Source organism: Geothrix edaphica (genome assembly GCF_030268045.1).
GTDB classification, from domain to species: Bacteria; Acidobacteriota; Holophagae; order Holophagales; family Holophagaceae; genus Geothrix; species Geothrix edaphica.
In genome coordinates this window covers 156,235-179,055 of record NZ_BSDC01000003.1, presented here as the reverse complement: position 1 = coordinate 179,055, position 22,821 = coordinate 156,235, and the positions used below count along the sequence as shown (strand labels likewise).

Below are 22,821 nucleotides of genomic sequence, written 5' to 3'. Positions count from 1 at the left end.
GCAAGGACGCAGGCTGGACGAGTGTTGGTAGACTCGACGGACGCTCTGGGAGGATCTGATGGGACGCCGCATGGTGGCTGCGCTGGTGGTGTTCGCGGCCATGGGACTGGGCGCGGCGCCGCGGACCTGGACGCCGGAGAAGTGGTTCGAGAAGCCGAAGTCGCCACGGATCGCCAACTACCGGATCGATGCGGTGCTGGACTTCGAGCACAAGACGCTGGAAGCGACCGAGACTCTGTCCTGGCGGAACACGGGCACGGCGCCCACGCAGGAGCTGCCCCTGCACCTCTACCTCAATGCCTTCAAGGGCCCCCAGAGCCTCTTCGTGAAGGAGAGCGGCGGGCGCCTGCGGAGCGACCACCAGGACCGGCCTTCGGAGGCCGCCTCCTGGGGCTACTGCCGGCTGGTCAGCGCCCGCATGGAGGGCCGGGACCTGCAGGGCCACACGGGCGAGGATGAGACCGTTCACTGGCTGAAGCTGCCGCGGCCGGTGGCGCCGGGCGAGACCATCCAGGTGGAGATCGCCTGGGAGAACCGCTACCCGAAAGTTTTCGCCCGCAGCGGGTGGGCGGATGACTTCCTCCTGTCGGGCCAGTGGTTCCCCAAGGTGGGGGTCTACCAGGGCGATCGCTGGAACTGCCACGCCTACCACGCGAACACGGAGTATTTCGCGGATTTCGGCGTCTACGACGTGTCCCTGTCCCTGCCGAACGCCCTGGGCCTGGCCCACACGGGGACGCAGACCAACTTCATCACCGAGGTGGAACAGGATCCCAAGCGCCCGCTGAACGTGATCTGGCGCCTGCACGCGGAGGACGTCCACGACTTCGCCTGGGCCGTGATGCCCCGGGAGAGCTGGCGCAATCCCGCCATGATCGAGTACCGCGGCGTGCAGGTCTTCTACTACATCAACGACCGCAACCGGGGGAACTTCCAGCGCCAGCGCCGGGCGGTGGAGAACGCCCTGCGCTGGAGCGAGGAGTGGTACTTCCGGTATCCCTACCCCACGCTCACGGTCATCGATACGCCGAAGGAGGCCGAGGGGGCCGACGGCATGGAATATCCGACGCTGATCACCGCCAGTTCCGTCACCTTCGATCCCCTGCAGCAGCGCTTCGAGCCCGAGGTGGTGGCCACCCATGAGTACGGCCACCAGTTCTTCTACGGGATGCTGGCCAGCAACGAGTTCGAGGAACCGTGGCTGGACGAGGGCTTCAACAGCTGGTTCACCCACAAGGCCATGGAGCGCAGCTACCACAGCCTGCTGGGCGGGCGGCGCTTCCAGGTGCCTACGGACTTCCCGGAGTGGGCGGGCTACTGGTCCCTGCCCTCCGCCGATCCCCTCACGCGCTTCGGGTTCAGGACCCTGAACATGCAGAGCTACTTCGCGACAAACTACGGGAAGGCCACCCTGGTCCTGAACCAGCTCGAGGCCATGCTGGGCCGGCCCGTGATGGAGCAGGTGGTGCGGGCCTACGCGCAGGAGATGGCCTTCCACCACCCGACCCGGAACGATTTCAGGCGTATTGCCGAACGGGTGTCGGGGCACGATCTGTCAGCCTTCTGGCGGGACTTCGTGGAGGGGACGGAAGTCCTCGACTACGCCATCCGGGGCGTGAAGACCCGGGAGGTCACCCAGGGCGGCTGGCTCTTCTCGGAGAAGGCGCCGGTCTTCGCGGCGCCGCAGCCCGCAGCGCCGGGCCGGGTGGGCTCCATCACCCTGGAGCGGAAGGGCGGCCTGAAGGTGCCCATCACGCTCTGGGTGCGCCTGGAGAACCGGGAGGAGCAGCGCCTCGTCTGGGATGGGCAGGACCGCTGGGTCACCTACGAGTTCGATTCCCCCGTCGCCGCGGCGGTGCTGGATCCCGACGGCAACTACCCCATGCTCAAGGACCGGCTCCATGCCAGCTACACGCCGAAGCCCGTGAAGCGCGGCTTCTACTACTGGTCCCAGGTGGTCTGGGGCGCCGTGGCCGGCTGGCTGCAGGGCTGCGGGATCGGCTAGGGCTTCAGCGGGGCCGCATCCCCCATGCGCAGGGCCTTGATGCGACCCTGCGCATCCAGGTCGACAAGGACGGGGAACCAGGCCAGGCCCAGGTCCTGGAACGCGGCGCGGCTCGGGACGAAGTGGGCGGTCCGCCCGGCCTCCCGGAAGCGGCTCTCCAGGGCCTTCGCCTCGGCCTGCAGGCTCCCCGGGATGCTGGCGCTGCGGTCATCCAGGCCCGCGTCGAGGCTGGGGATGATCCAGGCCACATCGGCCGGGAGGTCCGGCAGGGGGCCCTCCTCCGCGGGCAGGATCCAGACCCGGGCCGCGCCCAGCTGATCCAGCCGCAGGTCGCGGTAGTCCAGGCCCGGCAGCGTCCAGAGGCGCAGGACCGGCGAAGGCCCGCCCAGCAGGCCGAAGAGCCGCTGGAACCGGGCCACGACAGGTTCGGCCGCCTCGTCCGCCCGGCCCTTGAGCGCGGCGAACCGCGCCTCGTCCTGCTCGGCCAGGGCCCAGCAGAGGGCGTGGCGGAGGGCGTAGCCGCGGGTGAGGCCGGGACCGCCCGTCAGCAGGCGGTCCTCCCAGGCCCGCCGGACCGCGGGGGTGAAGTGGCCGTCACGGACCTGGGTCTGGCCCCACCGCCACAAGGCCAGGGCCGTGCCCGTCTGGCGGAGGGGCAGCGCCGCGAGGCGGGCGGCCGGGCGCACCCGGGGGGCCTTCAGCAGGGCCCGCAGGGTCTCCGCCTCCCGATGGGCGGCTCCGGGCGGAAAGGGATTGGACGGCGGGCCCTGCCGGGGATCGAAGGTGGCCGCTGCCTGGAGCCACCGGTGGGCGGTGGCCCCCGGGCCCTTCGGCGCGTCCGGCAGGGCCCGGCCCCAGTCGTAGGCTTCCAGCAGCCGGTCCTGCAGCTCGGCGGCCATGGGCGGGGCGGGACGGATCTCGGCGGGCGGTGTGGGCGGCGGGGCGGTCAGTGGCGGCACGAGACTCCCTTGGTGGCAGAATGATTCTCCGCATCATACGGGAGTCGTCCTTGAACCCAGCTCCAGCAACCCTCACGCCCCGGGAGCGCCTTGTCGTGGCCCTGGACCTGCCCACGGCCCAGGAGGCCCTGGCCATGGCCGGGCGCCTGGCGGGCCGGGTGGGCATGTTGAAGGTGGGCTTGGAGTTGTTCTGCGCCGAGGGGCCCGCGTTCGTCCGGGAGCTCCAGCAGCAGGCGCCGGTCTTCCTGGATCTGAAGCTCCACGACATCCCCACCACCGTGCGCCGGGCCCTGGAATCGCTGCTGAAGCTGGATCCGCGCCTCATCAATGTCCATGTTCAGGGCGGCCCCGCCATGCTGGAGGCGGCCGTGGAGGCCGTGCGCGCCCACCGGGCCGCCGGCGGCCGGACCGAGCTGCTGGCCGTGACCGTGCTCACCAGCCTGGACCGGGAGGCCCTGGCGGCCCTGGGCCATGCGGGGCGCGCCGAGGATCTGGCCCTGGCCTACGCGAAGCTGGCCCACCAGGCGGGCTGCGATGGCGTGGTGTGCTCGGCCTGGGAGGCCGCCAGCATCCGCGAGGCCTGTGGCGGGGCCTTCCACCGCCTCACCCCGGGCATCCGCCCTGCCGGCGCCGCCACCCAGGATCAGGCCCGGGTGATGACGCCCGCCCAGGCCCTGAAGCAGGGCTCCACCTGGCTGGTGGTGGGACGGCCCATCACCCACGCGGCGGATCCCGCCGCTGCCGCGGAAGCCATCGTCGCGGAAATGGAAGCCTGATGTCCGTTGGCTCGCCCCTGGTCTTCCGCCCCTCCTTCGCCCAGCGGGCCATGGCCGTCCTGCTCTTTGCCGGATCCTGGCTGGTGGGGGTCCGGGCCCTGGCACAGATCCTGGAGCACCTGCCCGTCCTGCGCGCCTCCCTGAAGGTGGCCGAGGCCGCCAGCGAACCCACCTGGTCCTTCTGGGTCGCGGTGATCGCCGCCATCGGCGCCGTGGTGGCCGGGAGCCTGCTCCTCCTGGGCACGCTCTTCGGCCTGCTGCTGGTGGAGGGCTCCCAGGTGCTGGTGGATGAACTGGGCCTGGCCGTGGAGCACAACGCCCTGCCGGCGCCCCTGGCCCGCAAGCTGGGCGCCGGACGCCTGCTCTGGAAGCGGATCTCGCGCCTCGAACACTCGGGCCCCTTCTTCGTCCTGCGGGGCGGCGGCGAACCGGGCCACACGGGCCCCAAGGATCCGACCCTCCGCTTCCTCATGGTGGACCAGCTGGAGCGGCTGGTGCTCATCGTCCTCGAGCGCAGCCCGAACCTGAAGCACGATGATTGATACTCTCCGGGGGTTCCCCTCGCAACGCATGCGTTGCAAGGGGAACCCCCGGACCCCCGCACGGAGTCCGGCTCAGCCGGACTCCGTTTAGCTCTTGGGGAGGCTTCCCACTACATCTTTGGCCGGCTGAGGTAGGCCTCGGCGCCCTTCATCTCGGCCGTGGGGCCGTGGGCGGGCTTCTTCGCCCGCGTCTTGTGCTGCTTCAGGCCCCAGAGGGCGGCCAGCTCCGTGGCCTCGGGGTTGCCGGGGGCGAGGGCCAGCACCTCGGCGAGGTCGGCGCGGGCCTGATCGACCCGGCCGAGCTTCTCCCGCAGCAGGGCCCGCTTCATGAAGCCCCAGGGGTTGGCGGGTTCCTTCGCGATGATCTCGGCGTACTCCGCCTCGGCCTCGGTGAAGCGGCCCTCCTCCTCGGCGGCCTCGCCGCAGAGCAGGTTGGTGACGGCGCAGAAGCCCAGCCAGGCCTTCTGCTCGGCGAACTCGGCGGGCGTGAACCGCGACTTCGCGCGGGCCTGCTGGGCGACGTGGTCGATGTGGCGCAGGGCCTTTTCCGTGTGGGCGTCCACCCGCGCGAAGATCTCGGCGTCGCCGCTGGCCCGGTAGAAGTCCTTCTGGATGCGGCCCTCGGCGCGGTACTGGTCGAACATGCGGGTGCCGGGGTAGAGGGCCAGGGGGCTGATCTGGCAGTCCTGGGGCCGCGTGTCGCGGATGAAGGCGGCGGTCTCCTCCACGTCGGCCCAGGTCTCGCCGGGGATGCCCGTGATGAGGTAGATGCCCAGGTTCATGCCGACCTTGCGCACCAGGCCCAGCGCCCTTCGCGCATGTCGCAGGTTGGTGCCCTTGTCCAGCAGCTGCAGCACGCGCTCGCTGCCGTGCTCCACGCCGAACTGCATGAACTCGCAGCCGGCGCGCTTCATGGCCACCAGGCGGTCCTCGTCCACGAGGTTCACGCGGCTCTGGCAGTTCCACAGGGGATGGAGGCAGCTCTCCTGGATGCCCTTCATCAGCGTCAGCACCCGGTCGCGGTTGGCGGTGAAGGTGTCGTCCCGGAAGCTGAAGTAGGTGAGGCCGTGCTGCTCGCGCAGCAGTCGCATCTCGCGCAGCACGGAGGGCGCGCTGCGGAAGCGGATGGACGTGCCCCAGAACTCCGGCGTGTTGCAGAAGTTGCAGGTGGCGGGGCAGCCGCGGCTGGTGCTGAGGTAGGCCAGCTGGCCCACGTCGTTCAGGAAGTCCGCCTCCAGGTGCTCGGCGGGGATGCCGATGGCGTCCAGATCCTCCAGCGGTGCTTGGGGCAGGGTGCGGCCGTCGCGGAGGATGAGGCCCGGCGTGCGCTTCCAAAGATCCGAACCGGGAGCGGTCTGGAGGCGCTCCGCGATGCCCAGCAGGACGGCCTCACCCTCGCCCTGCACGATGGCATCCAGGGCCGGGCAGTCCTCGAAGACTTCCTCGGCCAGGTGCGTGGGGTGCGGGCCCCCGGCCAGCAGGACGGCGCCGGGGCAGGCCTCCCGGGCCCAGGCCAGCAGCTCGTAGGAGCGCTTCCGGTTGAAGGTGAACATGGACACGCCCACCACCTGCGGGTTCTGGGCTTTGAAGTAGGCCAGGGCCTCTTTCCGACCCTTGCCGCTCAGGTTCGCCACCCGGCAGGGCAGCTCCCGGGCCTTGAGCATGGCCTGCAGGTAGCCCAGCCCGATGGGCAGGAAGGTCATCCACTCGTCCCCGAAGCCGCTGCGGGGGGCGCTGTAGGTGAGCAGGGTGCGGGGAGGGGTCATGGGCTCCGAAGGCGTGACTTTCCAGTGTACGGAAAGGGATTCCCGAGGGAAGCGGACATTCCGGGTACGGATGTCAAGCCTCGTCTGGAGCCCCCGGAACCGCTAGAATCAAGGCTTCCGGAGCCTCCATGTCCGTTGCCCACGAACCGGCCGTCACTGAATCCCTGGCTCTGGAGCTGGGCCTCTCGAAGGATGAGTGGCAGGTGCTCCTGCGCCTGCTGGACGGGCGGATGCCCACCTATCCCGAGCTGGGCGTGTTCAGCGCCATGTGGAGCGAGCACTGCTCGTACAAGTCCAGCCGCGTCCACCTGAAGAACCTGCCCACGGAAGGCCCCCGCGTCATCCAGGGCCCAGGCGAGAACGCGGGCGTGGTCGACATCGGCGACGGCTGGGCCGTGGCCTTCAAGATGGAGAGCCACAACCACCCCAGCTTCATCGAGCCCTACCAGGGCGCGGCCACCGGCGTGGGCGGCATCCTGCGCGACGTGTTCACCATGGGCGCCCGGCCCCTGGCCAACCTGAACTCGCTTCGCTTCGGGGAGATCGACGCTCCCCGCATGAAGGGCCTGGTGAAGGGCGTGGCGGCGGGCATCGCCGGATACGGCAACTGCATGGGCATCCCCATGCTGGGCGGCGACTGCGCCTTCGACGCCAGCTACAACGGCAACATCCTCGTGAACGCGTTCACGCTGGGCGTGCTGCGCAGCGACAAGATCTTCAAGGGCTTCGCCTCCGGCATCGGCAACAAGATGATGTACATCGGCTCGAAGACCGGGCGCGACGGCATCCACGGCGCCAGCATGGCCTCGGCGGAGTTCGGCGAGGGCAGCGAGGAGAAGCGCCCCACGGTGCAGGTGGGCGATCCCTTCACGGAGAAGCTGCTGCTCGAGGCCTGCCTCGAGATCTTCCAGACCGACTGGGTCATCGGCATCCAGGACATGGGCGCCGCGGGCCTCACGTCCAGCAGCTTCGAGATGGCCAGCCGCGCGGGCACGGGCCTGGAGATCCGCCTGGACCAGGTGCCCATGCGCGAGGAGGGCATGACGCCCTTCGAGCTCATGCTCAGCGAGAGCCAGGAGCGCATGCTGCTGGTGGCCCGCCCCGGTTGCGAGGACAAGATCATCGCCGTGCTGCACAAGTGGGGCCTCGACGCCTGCGTGGTGGGCGAGGTGACCGACAGCGGCCGCTTCATCGGCAGCTGGCACGGCGAGCCCGTCATCAACCTGCCCATCCAGCCCCTGGTGGACGCGGCGCCGAAGTACGACCGGCCCCGCCAGCGCCCGGGCTACCTCGACGCAGTGAACGCCGCGCCGCTGCCCGCGGACCTCAAGCCCACCGAAGTGGAGCGCACCCTGCGCCAGCTCGTCCAGCAGCCCACGGTGGCCAGCAAGCGGTGGATCTTCGAGCAGTACGACGGCACCGTGCGCAGCAACACGCTGCTGGGCATGGGCCGTGGCGATGCGGGGATCATCCGCGTGAAGGATGAGGCGGGCCAGGACACGGGCAAGGCCGTGGCCATGAGCAGCGACTGCAACAGCCGCTTCTGCTACCTGGATCCCTTCTGGGGCGCGGCCCACGCCGTGGCCGAAGCCTGCCGCAACCTCGCCTGCGTGGGCGCCGAGCCCATCGGCCTCACGGACTGCCTGAACTACGGCAACCCCGAGAAGCCCGAGAACATGTGGACCTTCGAGCAGGGCTGCCTGGGCATCCGCCAGGCCTGCCTGGCGCTCGACGTGCCCATCGTCAGCGGCAACGTCAGCCTCTACAACGACACCGAAGGCCAGAGCATCTTCCCCACGCCCATGATCGCGGCCGTGGGCCTCATCGAGGACTGCGCGGGCCCGGTGGCCGTGGACGCGCCGGATGCCACCGCGTTGTCCAAGGTGGGCAATCGCATCTGCGGCTCGGCCTTCCGGGCCGCGCATGACGGCATCTTCCTGCTGGGCGAGACCCGCGACGAGCTGGGTGGCAGCGAGTATCTGAAGCTGCGCACGGGCAAGATCCAGGGCGCCTGTCCGGAGCTGCGCCTGGACGAGGAGCTTCGGCTCCAGGCCTGCGTGCGCGAAGGCATCCGCCTGGGCCTCATCCGCAGCGCCCACGACACCAGCGAGGGCGGCCTGCTCGTCACGGCGCTGGAGAGTGCGTTTGGCGCGAACGACGGTGAGGGCATGGGCTGCCAGCTCATGCTGACCCGGGGCGCGCTGCGCCTGGACAGCCTGCTCTTCGGCGAAACGGCGGGTCGCATCGTGGTGAGCGTGAGCCCCGAGGCCGAAGGCAGCCTGGCCACCCTCTGCGCCACCCACCGCGTCCCCTGCGCCAAGATCGGCGCCACAGGCGGTTCCCGGATCACCCTCGCCGTGGATGGCCAGCCCCTGCTGGATGCGGACGCCGCCGAGGTGAAGGAGCTGCACGCCGGGGCCCTGGAGCGCGCGCTGGGTTGACAGGCGGGATTTGCCCGGAAATTCTGAGGACCTTCCCCCGAGGGTTCCATGCGCCTGCCCATCCTGCTGCTCCTGGCCTCATCGCTCATCGCCACCGGCGTGCCGCCGAAAGCCGTGAAGGCACGGCCCTCGGCCGCGGGGGCCGAGGCCGCCCGTCTGGAGGCGGAAGCCAAGCGCGCCAAGGCTTCGGCAGAGCGCCTGAAGAGCGGCGCTGCCAAGGCGGAAGCGCAGTCCAAGGCGGCTGCGGCCAAGGCCAAGGAGGCGGAGACCCGCGCGGCGGACCTTCAGATCCGGGCTTCGGAGGCCCGGGCCAAGGCCGCAGAGGCCGAAGCGAAGGCGGCCGCCGAAAAGGCCTCCGAGGCCCGCGTGAAGGCCCGGGAGGCCCAGCAGCGGGTGGCCAGCCTCAAGGGGGCCAAGGCGAAGCCGGCCAAGCCCGCCACCAAGCCCGAAGCCGCACCCGCAGCCAAGACTGAACCCGCCCCGAAGGCCGAGCCGACACCCAAAGCCAAGGTCGAACCGGCACCGAAAGCCAAGGCCGAGCCTGTCCCCAAGCCCGAACCGGCCCCGAAACCAGAGCCTGAAAACGTACCCAAGTAACGCTCGTCCGAAGACTCAGATCCCCATGGCTGCCGGGGCCTTCAGCTTGGCCAGGATGCCGTGCATCAGAGTCTGGTCCACCTTCAGGCCGGCCTTGAAGGCGGCGTGGTCGGTGTGGTTGATCTCCCGCTGGATCTCTTCGAGGCTGCGATCCAGGAGCCGTATGAGGAGTTCGGTTTCCTTGGGGTCCAGGTAGAGTTCCATGGGTCCCTCCCGTTCGCGTGGCCGCGCCCCGGTGGGCCGCGTTCGTAGCCCAATATCCGCTCCCGTCGGCCCTTACGCCAGCCTGTTGCCACCCAGGAGCCGGGCCGGCAGCAGGAACAGCCCCTTCACCAGCCCGAAGGCCCCCTCCACGGCGAAGCCCAGGAGCCGGAAGGGCAGGAGCAGCAGCCAGATCAGCGGGTAGAGGACCAGCGCCAGGAGCGCCAGCGGCCAGCAGACCACCAGCAGGATGAGCCAGAGCAGGAACGCGGTCATGGAAGCCTCCGACAATCCCAGGATCGGCCGGCCTGATCCCCGGCGCGGACGCGGATCGGCGAACGCGCCGCGGGGACCGGCGGCCGACCGGGGTTAAGATCCTCCACATACCTCCGGGGAATGACCCATGCCGCATCGAGACGATTCCATGACCTTCGACCGCCGTGCCTTCCTGGGCGCGGGGCTGGCTGCGGGCGCGGCGGCGCTGGTGGGGGGCGACCTGAAGGCGGCTTCCACCCAGAAGGGCCTGGTGCTGGAGGAGGCCACGGTGGATGGCCTCCAGGCCGGCATGGCGGCGGGCCGCTGGACGGCCGTGGAGCTGGTGAAGCGGTACCAGGCGCGCATCCGGGCCCTGGACAAGACCGGGCCGAAGCTGAACGCCGTGATCGAGCTGAACCCCGACGCCCTGGCCATCGCCAAGGCGCTGGATGCGGAGCGGAAGGCGGGGAACGTGCGCGGGCCGCTCCACGGTATTCCCGTGCTGATCAAGGACAACCTCGACACCGCGGACCGCATGAAGACCACGGCCGGCTCGCTGGCCCTGGCGGACGCACCTCCGCCGAAGGAGGACGCCTTCGTGGTCAAGCGGCTGCGCGAGGCCGGAGCCGTGATCCTGGGCAAGACGAACCTCAGCGAGTGGGCGAACTTCCGCTCCACCCGCAGCAGCAGCGGCTGGAGTGGGCGGGGCGGGCAGACGCGGAACCCCTACGCCCTGGACCGCAGCCCCAGCGGCTCCAGCTCGGGTTCGGGCGCGGCGGCGGCGGCCAGCCTCTGTGCCGTGGCCGTGGGCACCGAGACCGATGGCTCCATCGTGAGCCCCAGCAATGCCAACGGCCTCGTGGGCCTGAAGCCCACCGTGGGCCTGGTGAGCCGCAGCGGCATCATCCCCATCTCCGCCACGCAGGATACGGCCGGGCCCATGGCGCGGACCGTGCGCGACGCGGCCCTCCTGCTGAACGCGCTGGTCGGCGCCGATCCGAAGGACGCGGCCACCGGGGATCCCGGCGCCCGCCGGGAGAAGGACTACACCCAGTTCCTCGCCGATGAGGGGTTGAAGGGGGCGCGCCTGCTGGTGGCAAAGAACCTCCTGGGCGTCCATGCCCACGTGGATGCCGTCCTCCAGCCCGCCCTCGGCCTGCTGAAGGCCCGCGGGGCCGTGCTCGTGGAGGTGGAGCTGAAGTCCGCCGCCTACGATGACGCCGAGTTCGAGGTGCTGCTCTACGAGTTCAAGGCGGGTCTCAGCGCCTACCTGGGCGGCCGGGGCGGGGCGGTGAGGGATCTGGCCACGCTGATGGCCTTCGACGAGCGCGAGAAGGCGCGGGAGATGCCCTTCTTCGGCCAGGAGATCCTCGTCCAGGCCCAGGCCAAGGGACCCCTCACGGATCCCGCCTACCGGAAGGCCCTCGAGACCTGCGCCCAGGCCCGGAAGGACATCCTGGGCCTGCTGGAGAAGCATGCGGCCCAGGCCATCGTGGCGCCCACGGGCGGGCCCGCCTGGCTCATCGACCACCTCAACGGCGACAGCTCCAGCCTCAGCTTCTCCAGCCCCGCCGCCGTGGCGGGCTGCCCGCACATCACCGTGCCGGCGGGGTTCGCCTCGGGCCTGCCCGTGGGCCTGTCCTTCGTGAGCGCGCCCTGGCAGGAGGGCACGCTGCTGAAGCTGGCCTATGCCTTCGAGCAGGCCTCCAAGGCCCGCCGTCCGCCCCGCTTCGCGCCGTCCTGCCTGGCATCTCGTTGACAGCCAAAGACCCGAAGCGCACGCTTGGGCACCCTTTCAAGGAGAACTCATGAACCGCGCCCTGCTCGCCCTCCTGCTGGCTGCCTCCATGGTGGCCGTGGCCCAGGAGCCCAAGGCCAAGCCCGCCGAACCCAAGACCGCCGCCGAACTGAAGGCGGAGAAGAAGGCCGAGAAGAAGGCCAAGAAGGCGGAAGCCGAGAAGAAGGCCGCGGATACCAAGGCCGCCGCCGCTGCGAAGCCCGCCGCCGCCAAGACCGCTGCCGAGCTGAAGGCCGAGAAGAAGGCGGAGAAGAAGGCCGAGAAGGAAGCCAAGAAGGCGGAAGCCGAGAAGAAGGCTGCCGAGGCCAAGGCTGCGGCCGCCAAGCCCGCTCCCACGCCTGCGGCCAAGCCCGCCCCTGCGCCTGCCGCGAAGCCGGCTCCCGCTCCCGCGCCGACCCCCGCCGCCGCGAAGCCCGCTCCCATGGCCGCCCCCGCTGCGGCCGCCGCTGCGAAGGCCGCCACCCCCAAGGCCGCGGCGACCTCCACTGCCATCATCGCCAACAAGGATTCCAAGATCTACCACCGCGCCGACTGCAAGCTCGCCTCGAAGATGAAGGAAGCGAACAAGACCTCCTTCGCCTCCGCGGCGGAAGCCGACAAGGCCGGCTACAAGGCCTGCAAAGTGTGCAAGCCCTAGGGGGCAGTCCTCGGTCCTAAGTCCTCAGTGGAGGTTTCTATGAGAGTGGTTCTGTCATTGATGCTGGGTGCTTCGCTGGCGCTCGTGGCGCAGGTTCCCGGCAAGGACGATCTGAAGGGCGCCGCGAATGCCGCGGTGGACAAGGGCCAGGCCAAGGTGGACACCAAGGCTGACGAGGCCAAGGCCAAGGCCGACAAGAAGGCTGCGGACGCCAAGGCCAAGGCGGATGCCAAGGCCGGGGCGGTGCCCGTGGCCGGCGAACACGTGAAGGCCGCCACCGCCAAGGGCGAGGGCGCCGCCAAGACCGGCGCCGACAAGGCCAAGGCCAAGTCTAAGAAGGGCACCACCAAGGGCGCCCAGAAGGCCAAGACCGTGACGGAAAAGGTCGCCAAGTAGGCTTTTGTCCTAGCTGAGAAAAAGGGCGCCATCCGGCGCCCTTTTTCTCAGCAGGGGCTTCGCCCTACTTCTTGGGGAACTGCCGGTCGTAGGCTTCCTGCGCGTACTCGCTGGGGGGGACGCCGAAGCGGCGCTTGAAGGCGCGGGTGAAGGCGCTGGCGTCGTAGAAGCCCAGGATCTTCGCCACGTCGCTGGGGCGCTCGCCGTTGGCCAGCAGCGTCACGGCCCGCTGGAGGCGGCGCTCGATGAGGTACTGGTGGGGGGTGGTGCTGGTGGCCTCGCGGAAGAGGCGGATGAAGTGGTCCGGCGTGCAGCGGGCCATGGTGGCCAGCTCGGGCACGCTGTTCTTGGAGCCGATGTGGACTTCCATGTGGTCCAGCACCAGCTGGAGGGTTGAGCGGTTCAGGCGGTAGGGGAAGCGGCCCCGGTCCTCCTTCTCCGTCAGGCGGGAGAGCTCCGCGCCCAGCAGGATGAGGAAGAGCTCCCGGGTCATGAGCTGCACGCCATCGGGATTCGCCAGCTCCTGGGAGAAGATGCTGAACAGCTGCTTGAGGCTGAGGCTGCGCAGCACGGCGAAGCTGGATTCCTGCCACTTCCGTGGCGGGTTCTGGAGGGAGGACAGCAGCGGCTCGGGGAAGGGGCCTTCCATGAACAGCGCCGTGAAGCCGAAGGGCGCGTTCGCGTGGTGGCGCTTCAGGGTGTGGCCGAAGCCCGGCAGCAGCAGGGCCAGGTCGCCGGAGCGGATGACGCCCTCCTCACGGTCCTCGCTGGTGCAGACGCGCACCGCATGCGTGGGCTGGAGCAGCGTCCACGCATCCCGCGCGGGCAGGAGCTTGGCGGGCACGGGATCCCGCTTGAGGACGGCCAGGCGGAGGGGCCCGCTGGTGTAGGTCTGGAGGTTCTTGGCTTCTGATTCGCTCATGGCTCAGGAATAAACAGGCATGCCCATCGGGGCTATCCGGAAGGATGACAGGAAAACTTTTTCCAAGGCATGAAATTTTCACAAGCCAAGGCTGATTTTTTTCCATGGCACCCGCAAGGCCCCGGCTCAGGCCCTGCTGAAGGCCGCCTCCAGGCTCCGGAACATGCCCAGGCCGCCCGTGGGGCCCAGCTTGGGGTCCACGGCCCGCTCGGGGTGCGGCATCATGCCCAGCACGTTACCCCGGACGTTCACGATGCCGGCGATGCCGTTCATGGCGCCGTTGGGCACGTGGTCCGCGCCGATCTCGCCCTGGGCCGAGCAGTACCGCAGGGCCACGCCGCCCCGGGCCTCCAGGTCCGTCAGGTCTGCGGGGTCCAGCGTGAAGTTGCCCTCGGCGTGGGCGATGGGCACCCGGAACACCTCGCCGGCCTTCATGGCGCGGGTGAAGGGCAGGTCCGTCCGCTCCACGCGCAGGTGGACGTCCGCGTGGATGAAGCGCAGGGACTCGTTCCGCAGCAGGGCGCCGGGCAGCAGCTGGGCCTCGCAGAGGATCTGGAAGCCGTTGCACACCCCCAGCACCAGGCCGCCGTTGTCCGCGTGGCGCTTCACATCCGCCATGATGGGGGCCAGGGCCGCGATGGCGCCGCAGCGCAGGTAGTCGCCGTAGCTGAAGCCGCCGGGCACGAAGACCAGGTCGGTGTGCTCGGGCAGCCGCGTTTCCTGGTGCCAGACGGGGATCGTCTCCCAGCCCATCACCGTGCCGCAGGCGTGGAGGGCGTCGTGGTCGCAGTTGGAGCCCGGGAAGACCGGGACGGCCACGCGCATCACAACACCTCGATGGAGGCCTTCTCCATCACGGGATTGACCAGCAGCTTGTCGCACATGGCCTGGGCCTTGGCCTTCACCTCGGCGACGTCGGTCCCCGGGACGTCCAGCTCGATGAGCCGGCCGATGCGGACATGCTCCACCTCGAAGCCGAAACCGTGCAGGCCCTGCTCCACCGCTTTGCCCTGGGGATCCAGGATCCCCGGCTTCAACTGCACCGACACACGCACCTTCATGGAGCCCTCCGCCCCCCCAGTGTACCTGAGCGGGCCCGGGCCTGGCGCGGGAAGGGCGGCCCGGGGGGCGCCGGAATCAGGCTTTTTTCCGGGCACCGGGGCGTTTGGCGGCGACCTTCGGCTTGCGCTCCACCCCGTCCCACCGATGGGCCTCCAGGTCCAGGTTGCCCTGGTCGTCCACCTCGATGCCCTCGTCGCGCAGGCGGCCGATCTGCTCGAAGGCGCCCCACCAGCGGCCCCGGCTGGGCACGTAGCCCCGCGTGTTCACCACGCGATGCCAGGGCAGGTCGGTGCCTTCCGGCAGGCCCGACAGCACCATGCCCACCTGGCGCGGGCGCTGGGGGAAACCCGCGAGCAGGGCCACCTGGCCGTACGAAGCCAGACACCCCTCCGGGATCTGCGCCACCACCGCCAGCACCGCCACGCGGAAATCGCCGGGCGGGGCCGTGGGCTCGATGCGCTTCGCAGGCAGGGGCTTCGGCATCCCCTAGGCCTGCACGCCCGGCCGCTGATCCGCGGGCACGCGGGAGCGGAAGCCGCCTTCGTAGCTGTGCCAGTGGTCGAGGGCCTCCTCGGGATAGGCCCAGCACCAGTAGCCGTCGCCGGAATCGAAATCCACGAGCCACAGGCCCTTCACGTCGGCCTCCAGGTCCTGCATGCTCTGCTGCCAGGACTTGACCAGGGTCTGCAGGCGGTCGCGGAGCTCCTCGGCCCGGCGCTCGTCCTGCGCCTCCTCGGCGTGGGTGAGTTCCTCGGCGAGGCTCGCGGCCAGTGTGTAGACAGGTTCCGTCACCGCCTTCACCTGGGGCATCAGGGCCCGGGCTTCGTCGAGGGTGAAAATGCGGCCCATGGCGCCTCCATTGCTCCATGATAAGCCGATGCGGTTCGTGCCCCAGATTCCATCCAGTTTTGCTCCCGGGTCCTGGTTCCCCTTCGCCCCCGTGACCCTGCGGTGGGAGGGCCGGCTGCATCCGGAGTGGCCGGCCGCCGTCCGCCGCGGGCTGGCGGTCCACGCCATCGACCTGCCGGGCGAGGCCCCGGTGGAAGAGGCCCTGGCGGCCCTCCACGCGGCCCTGGCCCCGGACTTCCTCATCCTGCCCGCGGCCCGCCCCCAGAACCGGGAAGGGGGCTTCCGCCTGCTGGGCCAGCTGGAGACCCTGCTGGAGGCCACCAGCGGCCGGGGCGTGAAGCTGGCCCTGCGGATCGAGGGCGGGGCCGAGGCCGAGGTGGTGGAGCTGCTCCGGCAGGCCCGGGCCGAGGCCGTGGGCTACTGCTGGCACCCGGGCACCGCCGATGCCGAAGCGCTGGCGGACCGCCTCTGGTGCGGCGTCTGCGAACCCGGCTCCGATCTGCAGGCCCTCCAGAAGCTCGGCTACCGCTGGGACATGGCCCTGCCCGCCACGGAGCCCGACCTCTTCCGCGCCCAGGCCGCGGCGCTGGAAGCCGCCCATCCGGCCGTGCTCTTCCCCGCGGAGATGCCCGCCACGGCCCTGGGCCGCCCGGTGGTGCCCGATGACAGCGTGGTGTTCGGCCGGCACCTGGAGCGCGAGGGGGGCCACGCGTGACCCAGACCCTGCTCGTCCTCGCGGGCGAGGACTCCGGCGACCTGCACGGCGCGGAGCTGCTGCGCGAGCTGAAGGCCCGGCGTCCCGAGCTGCGCATCATCGGCGTGGGCGGCCCGCGCATGACGCCCTTCCTGGACCGCAAGCTGGCGGACGTGAAGGACCTGGCGGTGGTGGGCTTCGTGGAGGTCATCAAGCACCTGCCGCGCCTCAACCGCCTCTTCAAGCAGATCCTGGCCGCGGCGGCGGAGGAGAAGATCACGGGCGCCTTGCTCATCGACTACCCGGGCTTCAACCTGCGCATGGCCAAGGCCCTGCGGAAGCAGTTGCCCGCCGTGACGCTGCACCAGTACGTGTGCCCCCAGGTGTGGGCCTGGAAGAAGGGCCGCATTCCCGAGCTGGGCACGGTGCTGGATACCCTCTACTGCCTCTTCGATTTCGAGCCGGAGCTGTTCCGCGGCTACCCCGTGGATGCCCGCTTCGTGGGCCATCCCCTGGTGGAGGTGGTGAAGGCCGAGTGCGACCGCGCCGCCTTCTTCACGGAGACGGGCCTCGATCCCGCGCGGCCCCTGGTGGCCCTGCTGCCGGGCAGCCGCAGGGGCGAGATCGAGCGGCTGCTGCCGCCCATGGCCGAGCTGGCCCGGCGCTGGCGCACGGCCCGGCCCGAGGTGCAGTGGGTGCTGCCCGTGGCACCCACGCTGGACTCGGCCTTCGTGCGCGCCCACCTGGGGGACGCCCCCGTGACCCTGGTGCGCGACCACCCCTACGCGGCCCGGGCCTACGCGGACGCGGCCCTGGTGGCCTCCGGCACCGCCACCCTGGAGACCGCCCTGCTGGGCACCCCCTTCGCCATCGTCTACAAGCTGAACGCCCTCACCTATCAGATGGCCCGCCGCATCGTGAAGGTCCCCCACTTCGGCCTCGCCAACGTCGTCGCCCGCCGCGAAGTGGCCCCCGAGCTGCTCCAGGGTGAGGTGAACCCCGAGCGGCTGGGCCTGGAGCTGACGCACCTGCTGGACTCCGAGGTCGCTCGGCGCGTGCGCGCCGAGCTGAGTGAAGTGCGCGGGCACCTGGGGGAGCCGGGAGCCGCGGGGCGCGTGGCCGAGGATCTGCTGGGGAAGCTCCAGGCCTGAGGGGCGTGGCCAGGTGAGCCTAAGGAGGCGGTAGCGCTCGGCCGATCCCTGCTTCTCCCACCCAGGGGGGGAGGGGCCTTACCGTTCGCCCCTTGGTTTGCCCCGTTCGGCGGGGAAGGGACCCAGTGATCTACAATGCCGGTATCGTTTTCATCCACATTAGACGGCGGGCTCAGGGTGGGTTTGGTCGTCTAATTCAAAGTTAGGCCACATTTTTTAGGAAATCACCTTGGGAAAAATCAAAATTAAGCCAAAAACACTTCACAAAAAAGATTGGGGAACTATTGGCTTAGCCATGGATCGCTTAAAGCTATACCTTCGCTTTTTGCCCACTCAACACACCCGAGCATTGGAATCTCAATCCAAAAATGATTTAGATCTAACAAAAGAACCTGATTTTAAGCAACTTGGCCAATTGCGTATTGGGCGAATTACTTCGATAAGCCCGGAAGAATCGATTTTACGAATGCAGGCTCCATTGATGGAGTGGGAAGTATACTGGGAGACCATATACAAATCTGTATATTTAATAAATTTTATTTCCGGATTCCCTCAGTGTAGTAATGCGGCCAATTTATACAAAAACAATATCGATTATTTTGGAAAATTAGAAAATGCACGCTATACATTTGCGCATTTTGCAGAGAGATTGCCAGGTATGGAAAAGGCTGGTGATTCCTTTTCTGTTGGTATTTCTGATAGCAGTTATCAATTCGGCGATACAACCTGGAGTAATAAAAAAGAAGATTTGGATTATTTCATTGATATTTGTTTAAAATTCATTTCACTAGCTGAGTTCGAATACAATCTCTGGCTTAAATCCGAATTTCATCAAAACAATGTACCAGATAACAAATCAAGGTTCGACTGGCAAACATACCGCCCTCCCTTTATGTTTACCTGGCAATGTCCAATCATATGGTCCAATTCTCATCAGTAACTTCTAGGTCTCTTCAAGGCCTAACCCTCCGCTCAACTCGGACCCCGCCTGCATTGCCTTCCGCTCTTTCTCTTCGTCCCGCTTCCTCGGCTCCGCTCGGCGCCTCGGTGCAGGCGGGGCCGGTTAGCTTCATCGTTAGATGCACGAGGTCCCAAATGACCGAATACAGCCTTGAGTTTAGTGAAAAACTTGCTGAAACAGCGCAGTCCCTCGTAACAAGCGGACTCAAGAATTTTGCTACGAGACAAACCGTACTCTATCTAAGCCTCTTATCAGCCGAGATATCTCTTAAGGCCCTGCTCGAAAAAGCAGGAAAGCCCATCGGGCAGATTCGAGCAAGATCCCACAATTTATCACAGTTGCTAATGGATCTATCCGCGTGTGAAATATACAAAGAGATTGCTCCAGGAGTTCCACATTGGATTTCTGCATCCGAGGTACGCGGTGTAACCGTAGATCCAGCTTTTGGGAATGGAACGATTGGAACCTTGATTGAGGGCGAAAAATACGGGGCCTCCAAGTATCCAAACCGAATTCGATATGGCAACAAGTTGAAACATTTCCCTCCTGAAGCCATGTCAGAAATGGCACTCAAGCTCATCACCTGGGCCAAGCTTCACTTCGATACCATTCGCCTAGTTTAGCTACAGATACAGCACCTAACCCTCCGCTCAACTCGGGCTCCGCCTGCATTGCCCTTCGTTCTCTCTCAGTTACTCGCTTCCTCGGCTCCGCTCATCGCCTCGGTACAGGCGGGGCCGGTTAGCTTCATTCATTAGGCTTCAAAGTAAACCACCCCAACACTTCAACGATGACCAACACGACTATGCGCCCATCAAAACGTGAGTGGCACGGCACCCATCACTCGTGGAGCTACCGTCCGCACGCATTCCGCTGGGCAGGAGAGCGAATTGCAGGGGTGAATCTCCTGCCGCTAGCAGGTGAAATGCGGGCGTGGATGCTGCAATGTGGTCGACTGTCTCTCATGCCGGCATCAGAACCCCCTACAAACGGTGGGTTCACGAACCCCTACACGGCAAGCGGCGTCACAATGCAACTCCTCATGGGCAGGATCATCAATGCCTTTCACGAGTACGCGACCACCGACACACCGGATCACAACGAGGTTGACGCAGAGGTGGAACGCATCCGTCTATACAACGAAGTGCTCATGTATTCGGCGCGATTCTGCGAGGTTGCGATCAAGCAACTCATATACTGCACCCAGATTCCAGAGTCTCGTTACAGGCGCATGGCTTTAGGCGCGCTGCTAGAGTCTCCGTGTCCAGATTGCAAACGGCAAAGTGGCAAAGAGCCTCATCTGGTCTCTTTGGTCGGCACGCTGGCACACCCGTTCCATTTATGCATGGAGTTTGAGCATTGCGCTATGGACCACATGGACCTAGTGAACCGACTTCGGAATTCAGAAGCCGCACACGCGGGAGTCCAGAAACTTAACATCAGGTCTATTGCGGAGTCCAAGTTACAACTCATGCAAGACAGTCAAGAAGTGCTCAATGGTTTTGTGCACATGCTGTCGCATGTAGAAAACCTTGAACACAGGATGCTCATGGACCTAATCGAAAAGGGGAAAGTCATCAATACACTGAAGAGTCGAGGACTTCCTGCAGAAGACTGCAACTTCAACCTGGTTCCCGGTGAGGTGTTCGTCTTCGATTCTCGGGGATCAATGTAAGCGCGTTTCCCTCCATGCCTAACCTCCTGCTCAACTCGGACCCGGCCTTCATTGCCTTCCACCCCCGATAGCCCTTGCTTCCAAGGTTCGTTTTAGCGCCTCGGGGTAGGCAGTTTCGGTCACTTTCACCCTCCCCACGCCACCCAAAGGTGGGGAGGGCCGGATGACGGTGTCCGTCTTTGTGGGTGTGAGCGTGGACGGGTTCATGGCGCGCCCGAACCATGACCTGGATTGGCTGCCGGAGGAGGGTGGGGAGCCCCACGGTTTCGAGGAATTTCTGGCGGGCATCGATGCCCTGGTCATTGGTCGCAAGACCTTCAAGAAGGTGCTGACCTTCGATCCCTGGCCCTACGGCGCCAAGCGGGTGGTGGTGCTGAGCGGCCGCCCGCTCCAGCTGCCGAGCGCCATCGGCAGCACTGTCGAGCAGATGGCCGGCTCGCCGGCGGAGATCGTGGCCCGGCTGGCGGAGCGCGGGGCCACGAGGCTCTACGTGGACGGCGGCATCACCATCCAGCGGTTCCTGCGGGCGGGGCTGGTGGACCGCCTCATCATCACCCGGGTCCCCGTGCTGATCGGCGAGGGCATCCCGCTCTTCAGCACCCTGCCTCACGATGTGCGCCTGCATCACGTCGCCACCCGGTCCTTCCCGAGCGGACTGGTCCAGAGCGAGTACGAGGTGCTCCACTGACCGGGTGGCTCCGTCCCATCTGAACTAGTGCCCCGCCGGCTTGTTGTCGTACTTGCCCGACTGCTCGACGTAGACCACGGCCCCGTCCGGCTGGCTGTTGGAGTGGGGGTGGTTCGCCGGGATGAAGACGTACGAGCCGGGCCCATAGGGCTGCTCGTGGTCGGGGTCGCTTCCGTAGCGGAAGGTGCCCGACACCACCACGAGCCTCAGGGCGCTGGAGTGGGCGTGGACGCCGCTCTTGCTGGCCACGGGGAACTTGACGAAGCCGTGCCAGGCCCCCTTGGCGTGGTGGCCCTCGACGTCGGAGATCATGACGCCGGCCCCCTTGGCCGCCAGGTCCTCCCAGGAAAGCTGGTCGGCGGCCAAGGCCACGGCCTTGCCGGGCGTTTCGCCGGCGTGGGCAGGGGCGAGCGCGCAGGCCGCCAGGGCCACGGGAAGCGCAACCGACCGGAAGGGATTGATCTTCATGTGTCCTCCTTGGATAAAGCCCGCATTGGGCTGTCTGAAGATAGTCATTCGCCATGCCTGTTTCAACAGGTAGTAATCCGAGGCATGGCCCGACCTTCCTTCCCGGGGTAAACCCATTCCGGTTTGGGAGCATCCTAGGAGTGGATGTGCGCGGAGGTGCCCATGCTGCCCAGTCTGTTGCTGCTTCCCATGATGGTCCTCCAGGCCCCGGCGCCCCTGCCGGTGGTGGACGCCAAGGACCTGCCCAAGGCTCCGCGGGGGCCCATGGTGCCCCACCGCCCGGATCCGGGGGCGGAGGCCGGCATCCTGGGCGAGACCCGGCAGGGGGCCCGCAAGGGGCCCTCCATTCCGGCCCTGCAGCTGCCGGCGGGCAGCGTCCGGGTGACGGACAAGATCCCCGACATGAGCGGCCGGCGGGCCTATGCCATCGAGGTGCCCGCGGGCGGCAAGGTGAAGGTGCAGGTGGTGGAGGGCCGCAAGGCCTGGTTCCGGGTGCTGGCGGTGAACGCCTGGGGCCAGGATGAGCCCGGCCTGCTCCAGAACCGCATCCCCACCGGCGAACCCCAGGCCACCTACGAGAACCCCACGAAGGCGACGCGCACCATCTACTTCATCGTGGACACGCAGGACGCCAACATGATCGGCGAGCCCTACACCATCGACGTCATCCGCGGCTAGGCTCGACCTTCGGCGGATCGCCCGGCAGCCTCTGGAGGCGGAGGGGCAGGGCGTCGTGGAAGGCCTTCTTCAGGGCCTCCGGCGCGCTGCGCCAGGCCTTCAGGGCGGCGGCGCGGGTGGGGTAGGCGCCGTAGCAGGCCTGCCACCAGCGGAAGCCGTCGGGGCGCACGTAGGGCAGCACCAGCACGCCCGGGGCCTTGGGGCCGGCAGCCCGGGCCACCTGCTTGAGGCCGTCGGCGCGGCCGGAGACCACCAGCCGGAGCGTCCAGGCGCCTTCCGGCGCGGCGGCCCGCAGGGCGGCGCCCCGGTGCAGGGCCTCCTGGAGGTCCATGTGCTCCAGGGGCTTCACGGCCTCTTCCGGATCAGCCAGATCCTTTTCGGTGAGCACCCGGCGCGGGGCCTCCACCTGCACCTCGACGCTGCGCGAGGAGCCGCCCATGAGGTTGCTGACGCTCAGCGTGTAGACCGTGGTCCTGTCCGGGACCACGGCGATGCTGGACTGGCCGTCCAGCTCCAGGCCGCCGGGCTCCAGGCGCACCTTGGCGTCGCCCTGGCACACCCACTTCAGGTCCACCTGCTCGCCGGGCTTCACCACCGTGCGGCTGGCCTCGAAGCTGCAGACGCTGGCCGTGGGGGTCCGGGCGGCCTTGGCGAGGGCCAGGGCCTGGTGGCCCAGCACGGACACCTCCAGCGTGCGGCTCTGGCCGCCAGCGGCGTTGTTGGCGGTGATGGTGTAGCGGGTGCTCTCCAGGGGTGTGACGGTGACTTCGCTCTTGCCGTCGAGCTCGAGGCCGCCGGGCTCCAGGCGCACCTTGGCGCTGCCCGCGCATTCCCACTTCAGCACCACGGGATCGCCGGGCAGCACGGCCTTGGCGCTGGCGTCGAAGGCGCAGATGCGGGCGGCCTCGCCCAGGGGCAGGCCGGGGGTGACGCGCACCTCCGCGTGGCCCAGCTCCGCGCCGCCAGATTCCGCCCCGGGGCTGGCGTCGAAGAGGCGGTAGGTCGTGGTGTAGGCGGGCCGCAGCGTCACCTGGGAGCGGCCCGGCAGGATCATGCCGCCGGGTTCCAGCCGCACCTGGGTGGACCTGGGGCAGGCCCAGGTCAGCAGCACCGACTCGCCGGGGCGCACCTCCCTGGGCTCGGCGGTCACGGTCGCGAGGGCGGGGGAGGCCGGAGCCTGGGCGTAGAGGGCCACCAGGGGCAGAAGCGGAAGCATGACGGGAGTGTACCGCCGGACGGGCCGGTGAAGGGGCCGGGTCGGAGATCGGTTGAAATCAGAGGTGGTGGACAGGAGATGTAG

General features: G+C 67.9%; 26 protein-coding genes. 15 read left to right on the top strand and 11 right to left on the bottom strand.

Going from position 1 to position 22,821, the window contains the following annotated elements:
* The first annotated feature begins 58 nt into the window (after positions 1-58).
* On the top strand, positions 59-2,005 hold the full coding sequence (locus QSJ30_RS11590; RefSeq protein WP_285609392.1) for a M1 family metallopeptidase: 1,947 nt from the start codon (positions 59-61) through the stop codon (positions 2,003-2,005).
* Here the strand turns inward: QSJ30_RS11590 and QSJ30_RS11585 are convergent.
* A complete protein-coding gene (locus tag QSJ30_RS11585; protein WP_285609390.1) occupies positions 2,002-2,964 on the bottom strand; it encodes a hypothetical protein in 963 nt (320 codons plus the stop codon). The two genes, QSJ30_RS11590 and QSJ30_RS11585, sit on opposite strands and share 4 nt — an antisense overlap.
* A 50-nt stretch (positions 2,965-3,014) precedes the next feature.
* On the opposite strand from QSJ30_RS11585, the gene pyrF reads away from it, so the two are divergent.
* A complete protein-coding gene (pyrF, locus tag QSJ30_RS11580; protein ID WP_285609388.1) occupies positions 3,015-3,740 on the top strand; it encodes an orotidine-5'-phosphate decarboxylase in 726 nt (241 codons plus the stop codon).
* Positions 3,740-4,282: a hypothetical protein gene (locus QSJ30_RS11575; RefSeq protein ID WP_285609386.1), complete on the top strand. Its 543-nt coding sequence runs from the start codon at positions 3,740-3,742 to the stop codon at positions 4,280-4,282. The genes pyrF and QSJ30_RS11575 overlap by 1 nt, the downstream gene beginning before the upstream one ends.
* Positions 4,283-4,392: 110 nt before the next feature.
* On the opposite strand, the gene QSJ30_RS11570 is transcribed toward QSJ30_RS11575, so the two are convergent.
* Positions 4,393-6,048, bottom strand: a complete 1,656-nt coding sequence (locus QSJ30_RS11570) for a B12-binding domain-containing radical SAM protein (protein WP_285609384.1) — start codon at positions 6,046-6,048, stop codon at positions 4,393-4,395.
* Between the two features lie 128 nt (positions 6,049-6,176).
* Here QSJ30_RS11570 and purL point away from each other — a divergent pair, with 128 nt between their 5' ends.
* Together purL and QSJ30_RS11560 are read left to right on the top strand one after the other, a co-directional pair.
* Positions 6,177-8,489, top strand: coding sequence for a phosphoribosylformylglycinamidine synthase subunit PurL (gene purL / locus QSJ30_RS11565; protein WP_285609382.1), 2,313 nt, complete (start codon positions 6,177-6,179; stop codon positions 8,487-8,489).
* Between the two features lie 48 nt (positions 8,490-8,537).
* Entirely contained in the window at positions 8,538-9,086 is a 549-nt protein-coding gene (locus tag QSJ30_RS11560; protein ID WP_285609380.1) for a hypothetical protein, read from the top strand.
* Between the two features lie 15 nt (positions 9,087-9,101).
* Here the strand turns inward: QSJ30_RS11560 and QSJ30_RS11555 are convergent, their stop codons facing one another.
* Together QSJ30_RS11555 and QSJ30_RS11550 are read right to left on the bottom strand one after the other, a co-directional pair.
* Positions 9,102-9,290, bottom strand: coding sequence for a P-loop NTPase family protein (locus QSJ30_RS11555; protein WP_285609378.1), 189 nt, complete (start codon positions 9,288-9,290; stop codon positions 9,102-9,104).
* 72 nt (positions 9,291-9,362) lie between these two features.
* Complete coding sequence (locus QSJ30_RS11550) at positions 9,363-9,563, bottom strand: hypothetical protein (protein WP_285609376.1); 201 nt, start codon at positions 9,561-9,563, stop codon at positions 9,363-9,365.
* Positions 9,564-9,690: 127 nt separating this feature from the next.
* On the opposite strand from QSJ30_RS11550, the gene QSJ30_RS11545 reads away from it, so the two are divergent.
* Genes QSJ30_RS11545 through QSJ30_RS11535 form a run of 3 tightly spaced genes read left to right on the top strand, consistent with a single transcriptional unit; the run spans position 9,691 to position 12,373 of the window.
* Positions 9,691-11,301: an amidase gene (locus QSJ30_RS11545; RefSeq protein WP_285609374.1), complete on the top strand. Its 1,611-nt coding sequence runs from the start codon at positions 9,691-9,693 to the stop codon at positions 11,299-11,301.
* Between the two features lie 49 nt (positions 11,302-11,350).
* Positions 11,351-11,977 carry an Ada metal-binding domain-containing protein gene (locus QSJ30_RS11540; RefSeq protein ID WP_285609372.1) on the top strand — a complete coding sequence of 209 codons (627 nt, stop codon included), beginning with the start codon at positions 11,351-11,353 and terminating at the stop codon, positions 11,975-11,977.
* A gap of 39 nt (positions 11,978-12,016) precedes the next feature.
* Complete coding sequence (locus tag QSJ30_RS11535) at positions 12,017-12,373, top strand: hypothetical protein (RefSeq protein WP_285609370.1); 357 nt, start codon at positions 12,017-12,019, stop codon at positions 12,371-12,373.
* Between the two features lie 64 nt (positions 12,374-12,437).
* On the opposite strand, the gene QSJ30_RS11530 is transcribed toward QSJ30_RS11535, so the two are convergent.
* The 5 genes from QSJ30_RS11530 to QSJ30_RS11510 form a co-directional block, all read right to left on the bottom strand.
* Complete coding sequence (locus QSJ30_RS11530) at positions 12,438-13,295, bottom strand: AraC family transcriptional regulator (protein ID WP_285609368.1); 858 nt, start codon at positions 13,293-13,295, stop codon at positions 12,438-12,440.
* A gap of 126 nt (positions 13,296-13,421) precedes the next feature.
* A complete protein-coding gene (gene purQ / locus QSJ30_RS11525; protein ID WP_285609367.1) occupies positions 13,422-14,120 on the bottom strand; it encodes a phosphoribosylformylglycinamidine synthase subunit PurQ in 699 nt (232 codons plus the stop codon).
* Positions 14,120-14,356, bottom strand: coding sequence for a phosphoribosylformylglycinamidine synthase subunit PurS (gene purS, locus QSJ30_RS11520; protein WP_285609366.1), 237 nt, complete (start codon positions 14,354-14,356; stop codon positions 14,120-14,122). Before purS ends, purQ begins: the two co-directional genes overlap by 1 nt.
* A 76-nt stretch (positions 14,357-14,432) precedes the next feature.
* On the bottom strand, positions 14,433-14,840 hold the full coding sequence (locus QSJ30_RS11515) for an MGMT family protein (protein ID WP_285609365.1): 408 nt from the start codon (positions 14,838-14,840) through the stop codon (positions 14,433-14,435).
* 3 nt (positions 14,841-14,843) lie between these two features.
* Positions 14,844-15,206, bottom strand: coding sequence for a DUF2203 domain-containing protein (locus tag QSJ30_RS11510; protein WP_285609364.1), 363 nt, complete (start codon positions 15,204-15,206; stop codon positions 14,844-14,846).
* Positions 15,207-15,297: 91 nt separating this feature from the next.
* On the opposite strand from QSJ30_RS11510, the gene QSJ30_RS11505 reads away from it, so the two are divergent.
* From QSJ30_RS11505 to QSJ30_RS11480, 6 genes are all read left to right on the top strand, one after another.
* Positions 15,298-15,921, top strand: coding sequence for a hypothetical protein (locus QSJ30_RS11505; protein ID WP_285609363.1), 624 nt, complete (start codon positions 15,298-15,300; stop codon positions 15,919-15,921).
* Entirely contained in the window at positions 15,918-17,051 is a 1,134-nt protein-coding gene (gene lpxB / locus QSJ30_RS11500; protein ID WP_285609362.1) for a lipid-A-disaccharide synthase, read from the top strand. The genes QSJ30_RS11505 and lpxB overlap by 4 nt, the downstream gene beginning before the upstream one ends.
* A gap of 229 nt (positions 17,052-17,280) precedes the next feature.
* Entirely contained in the window at positions 17,281-17,991 is a 711-nt protein-coding gene (locus QSJ30_RS11495; protein WP_285609361.1) for a hypothetical protein, read from the top strand.
* A 155-nt stretch (positions 17,992-18,146) separates the two neighbouring features.
* Positions 18,147-18,635, top strand: coding sequence for a hypothetical protein (locus QSJ30_RS11490; protein ID WP_285609360.1), 489 nt, complete (start codon positions 18,147-18,149; stop codon positions 18,633-18,635).
* Between the two features lie 407 nt (positions 18,636-19,042).
* The gene (locus QSJ30_RS11485) at positions 19,043-19,687 is read left to right on the top strand and encodes a hypothetical protein (RefSeq protein ID WP_285609359.1); all 645 of its coding nucleotides are present in this window, start codon (positions 19,043-19,045) and stop codon (positions 19,685-19,687) included.
* A 163-nt stretch (positions 19,688-19,850) separates the two neighbouring features.
* The gene (locus tag QSJ30_RS11480) at positions 19,851-20,375 is read left to right on the top strand and encodes a dihydrofolate reductase family protein (protein ID WP_285609358.1); all 525 of its coding nucleotides are present in this window, start codon (positions 19,851-19,853) and stop codon (positions 20,373-20,375) included.
* Positions 20,376-20,399: 24 nt separating this feature from the next.
* Here the strand turns inward: QSJ30_RS11480 and QSJ30_RS11475 are convergent, their stop codons facing one another.
* Entirely contained in the window at positions 20,400-20,843 is a 444-nt protein-coding gene (locus QSJ30_RS11475; RefSeq protein ID WP_285609357.1) for a DUF4437 domain-containing protein, read from the bottom strand.
* A 162-nt stretch (positions 20,844-21,005) separates the two neighbouring features.
* On the opposite strand from QSJ30_RS11475, the gene QSJ30_RS11470 reads away from it, so the two are divergent.
* Positions 21,006-21,521, top strand: a complete 516-nt coding sequence (locus QSJ30_RS11470) for a hypothetical protein (RefSeq protein ID WP_285609356.1) — start codon at positions 21,006-21,008, stop codon at positions 21,519-21,521.
* Here QSJ30_RS11470 and QSJ30_RS11465 read toward each other — a convergent pair.
* A complete protein-coding gene (locus tag QSJ30_RS11465) occupies positions 21,508-22,737 on the bottom strand; it encodes a hypothetical protein (protein ID WP_285609355.1) in 1,230 nt (409 codons plus the stop codon). The genes QSJ30_RS11470 and QSJ30_RS11465 overlap by 14 nt on opposite strands.
* Positions 22,738-22,821 lie beyond the last annotated feature (84 nt).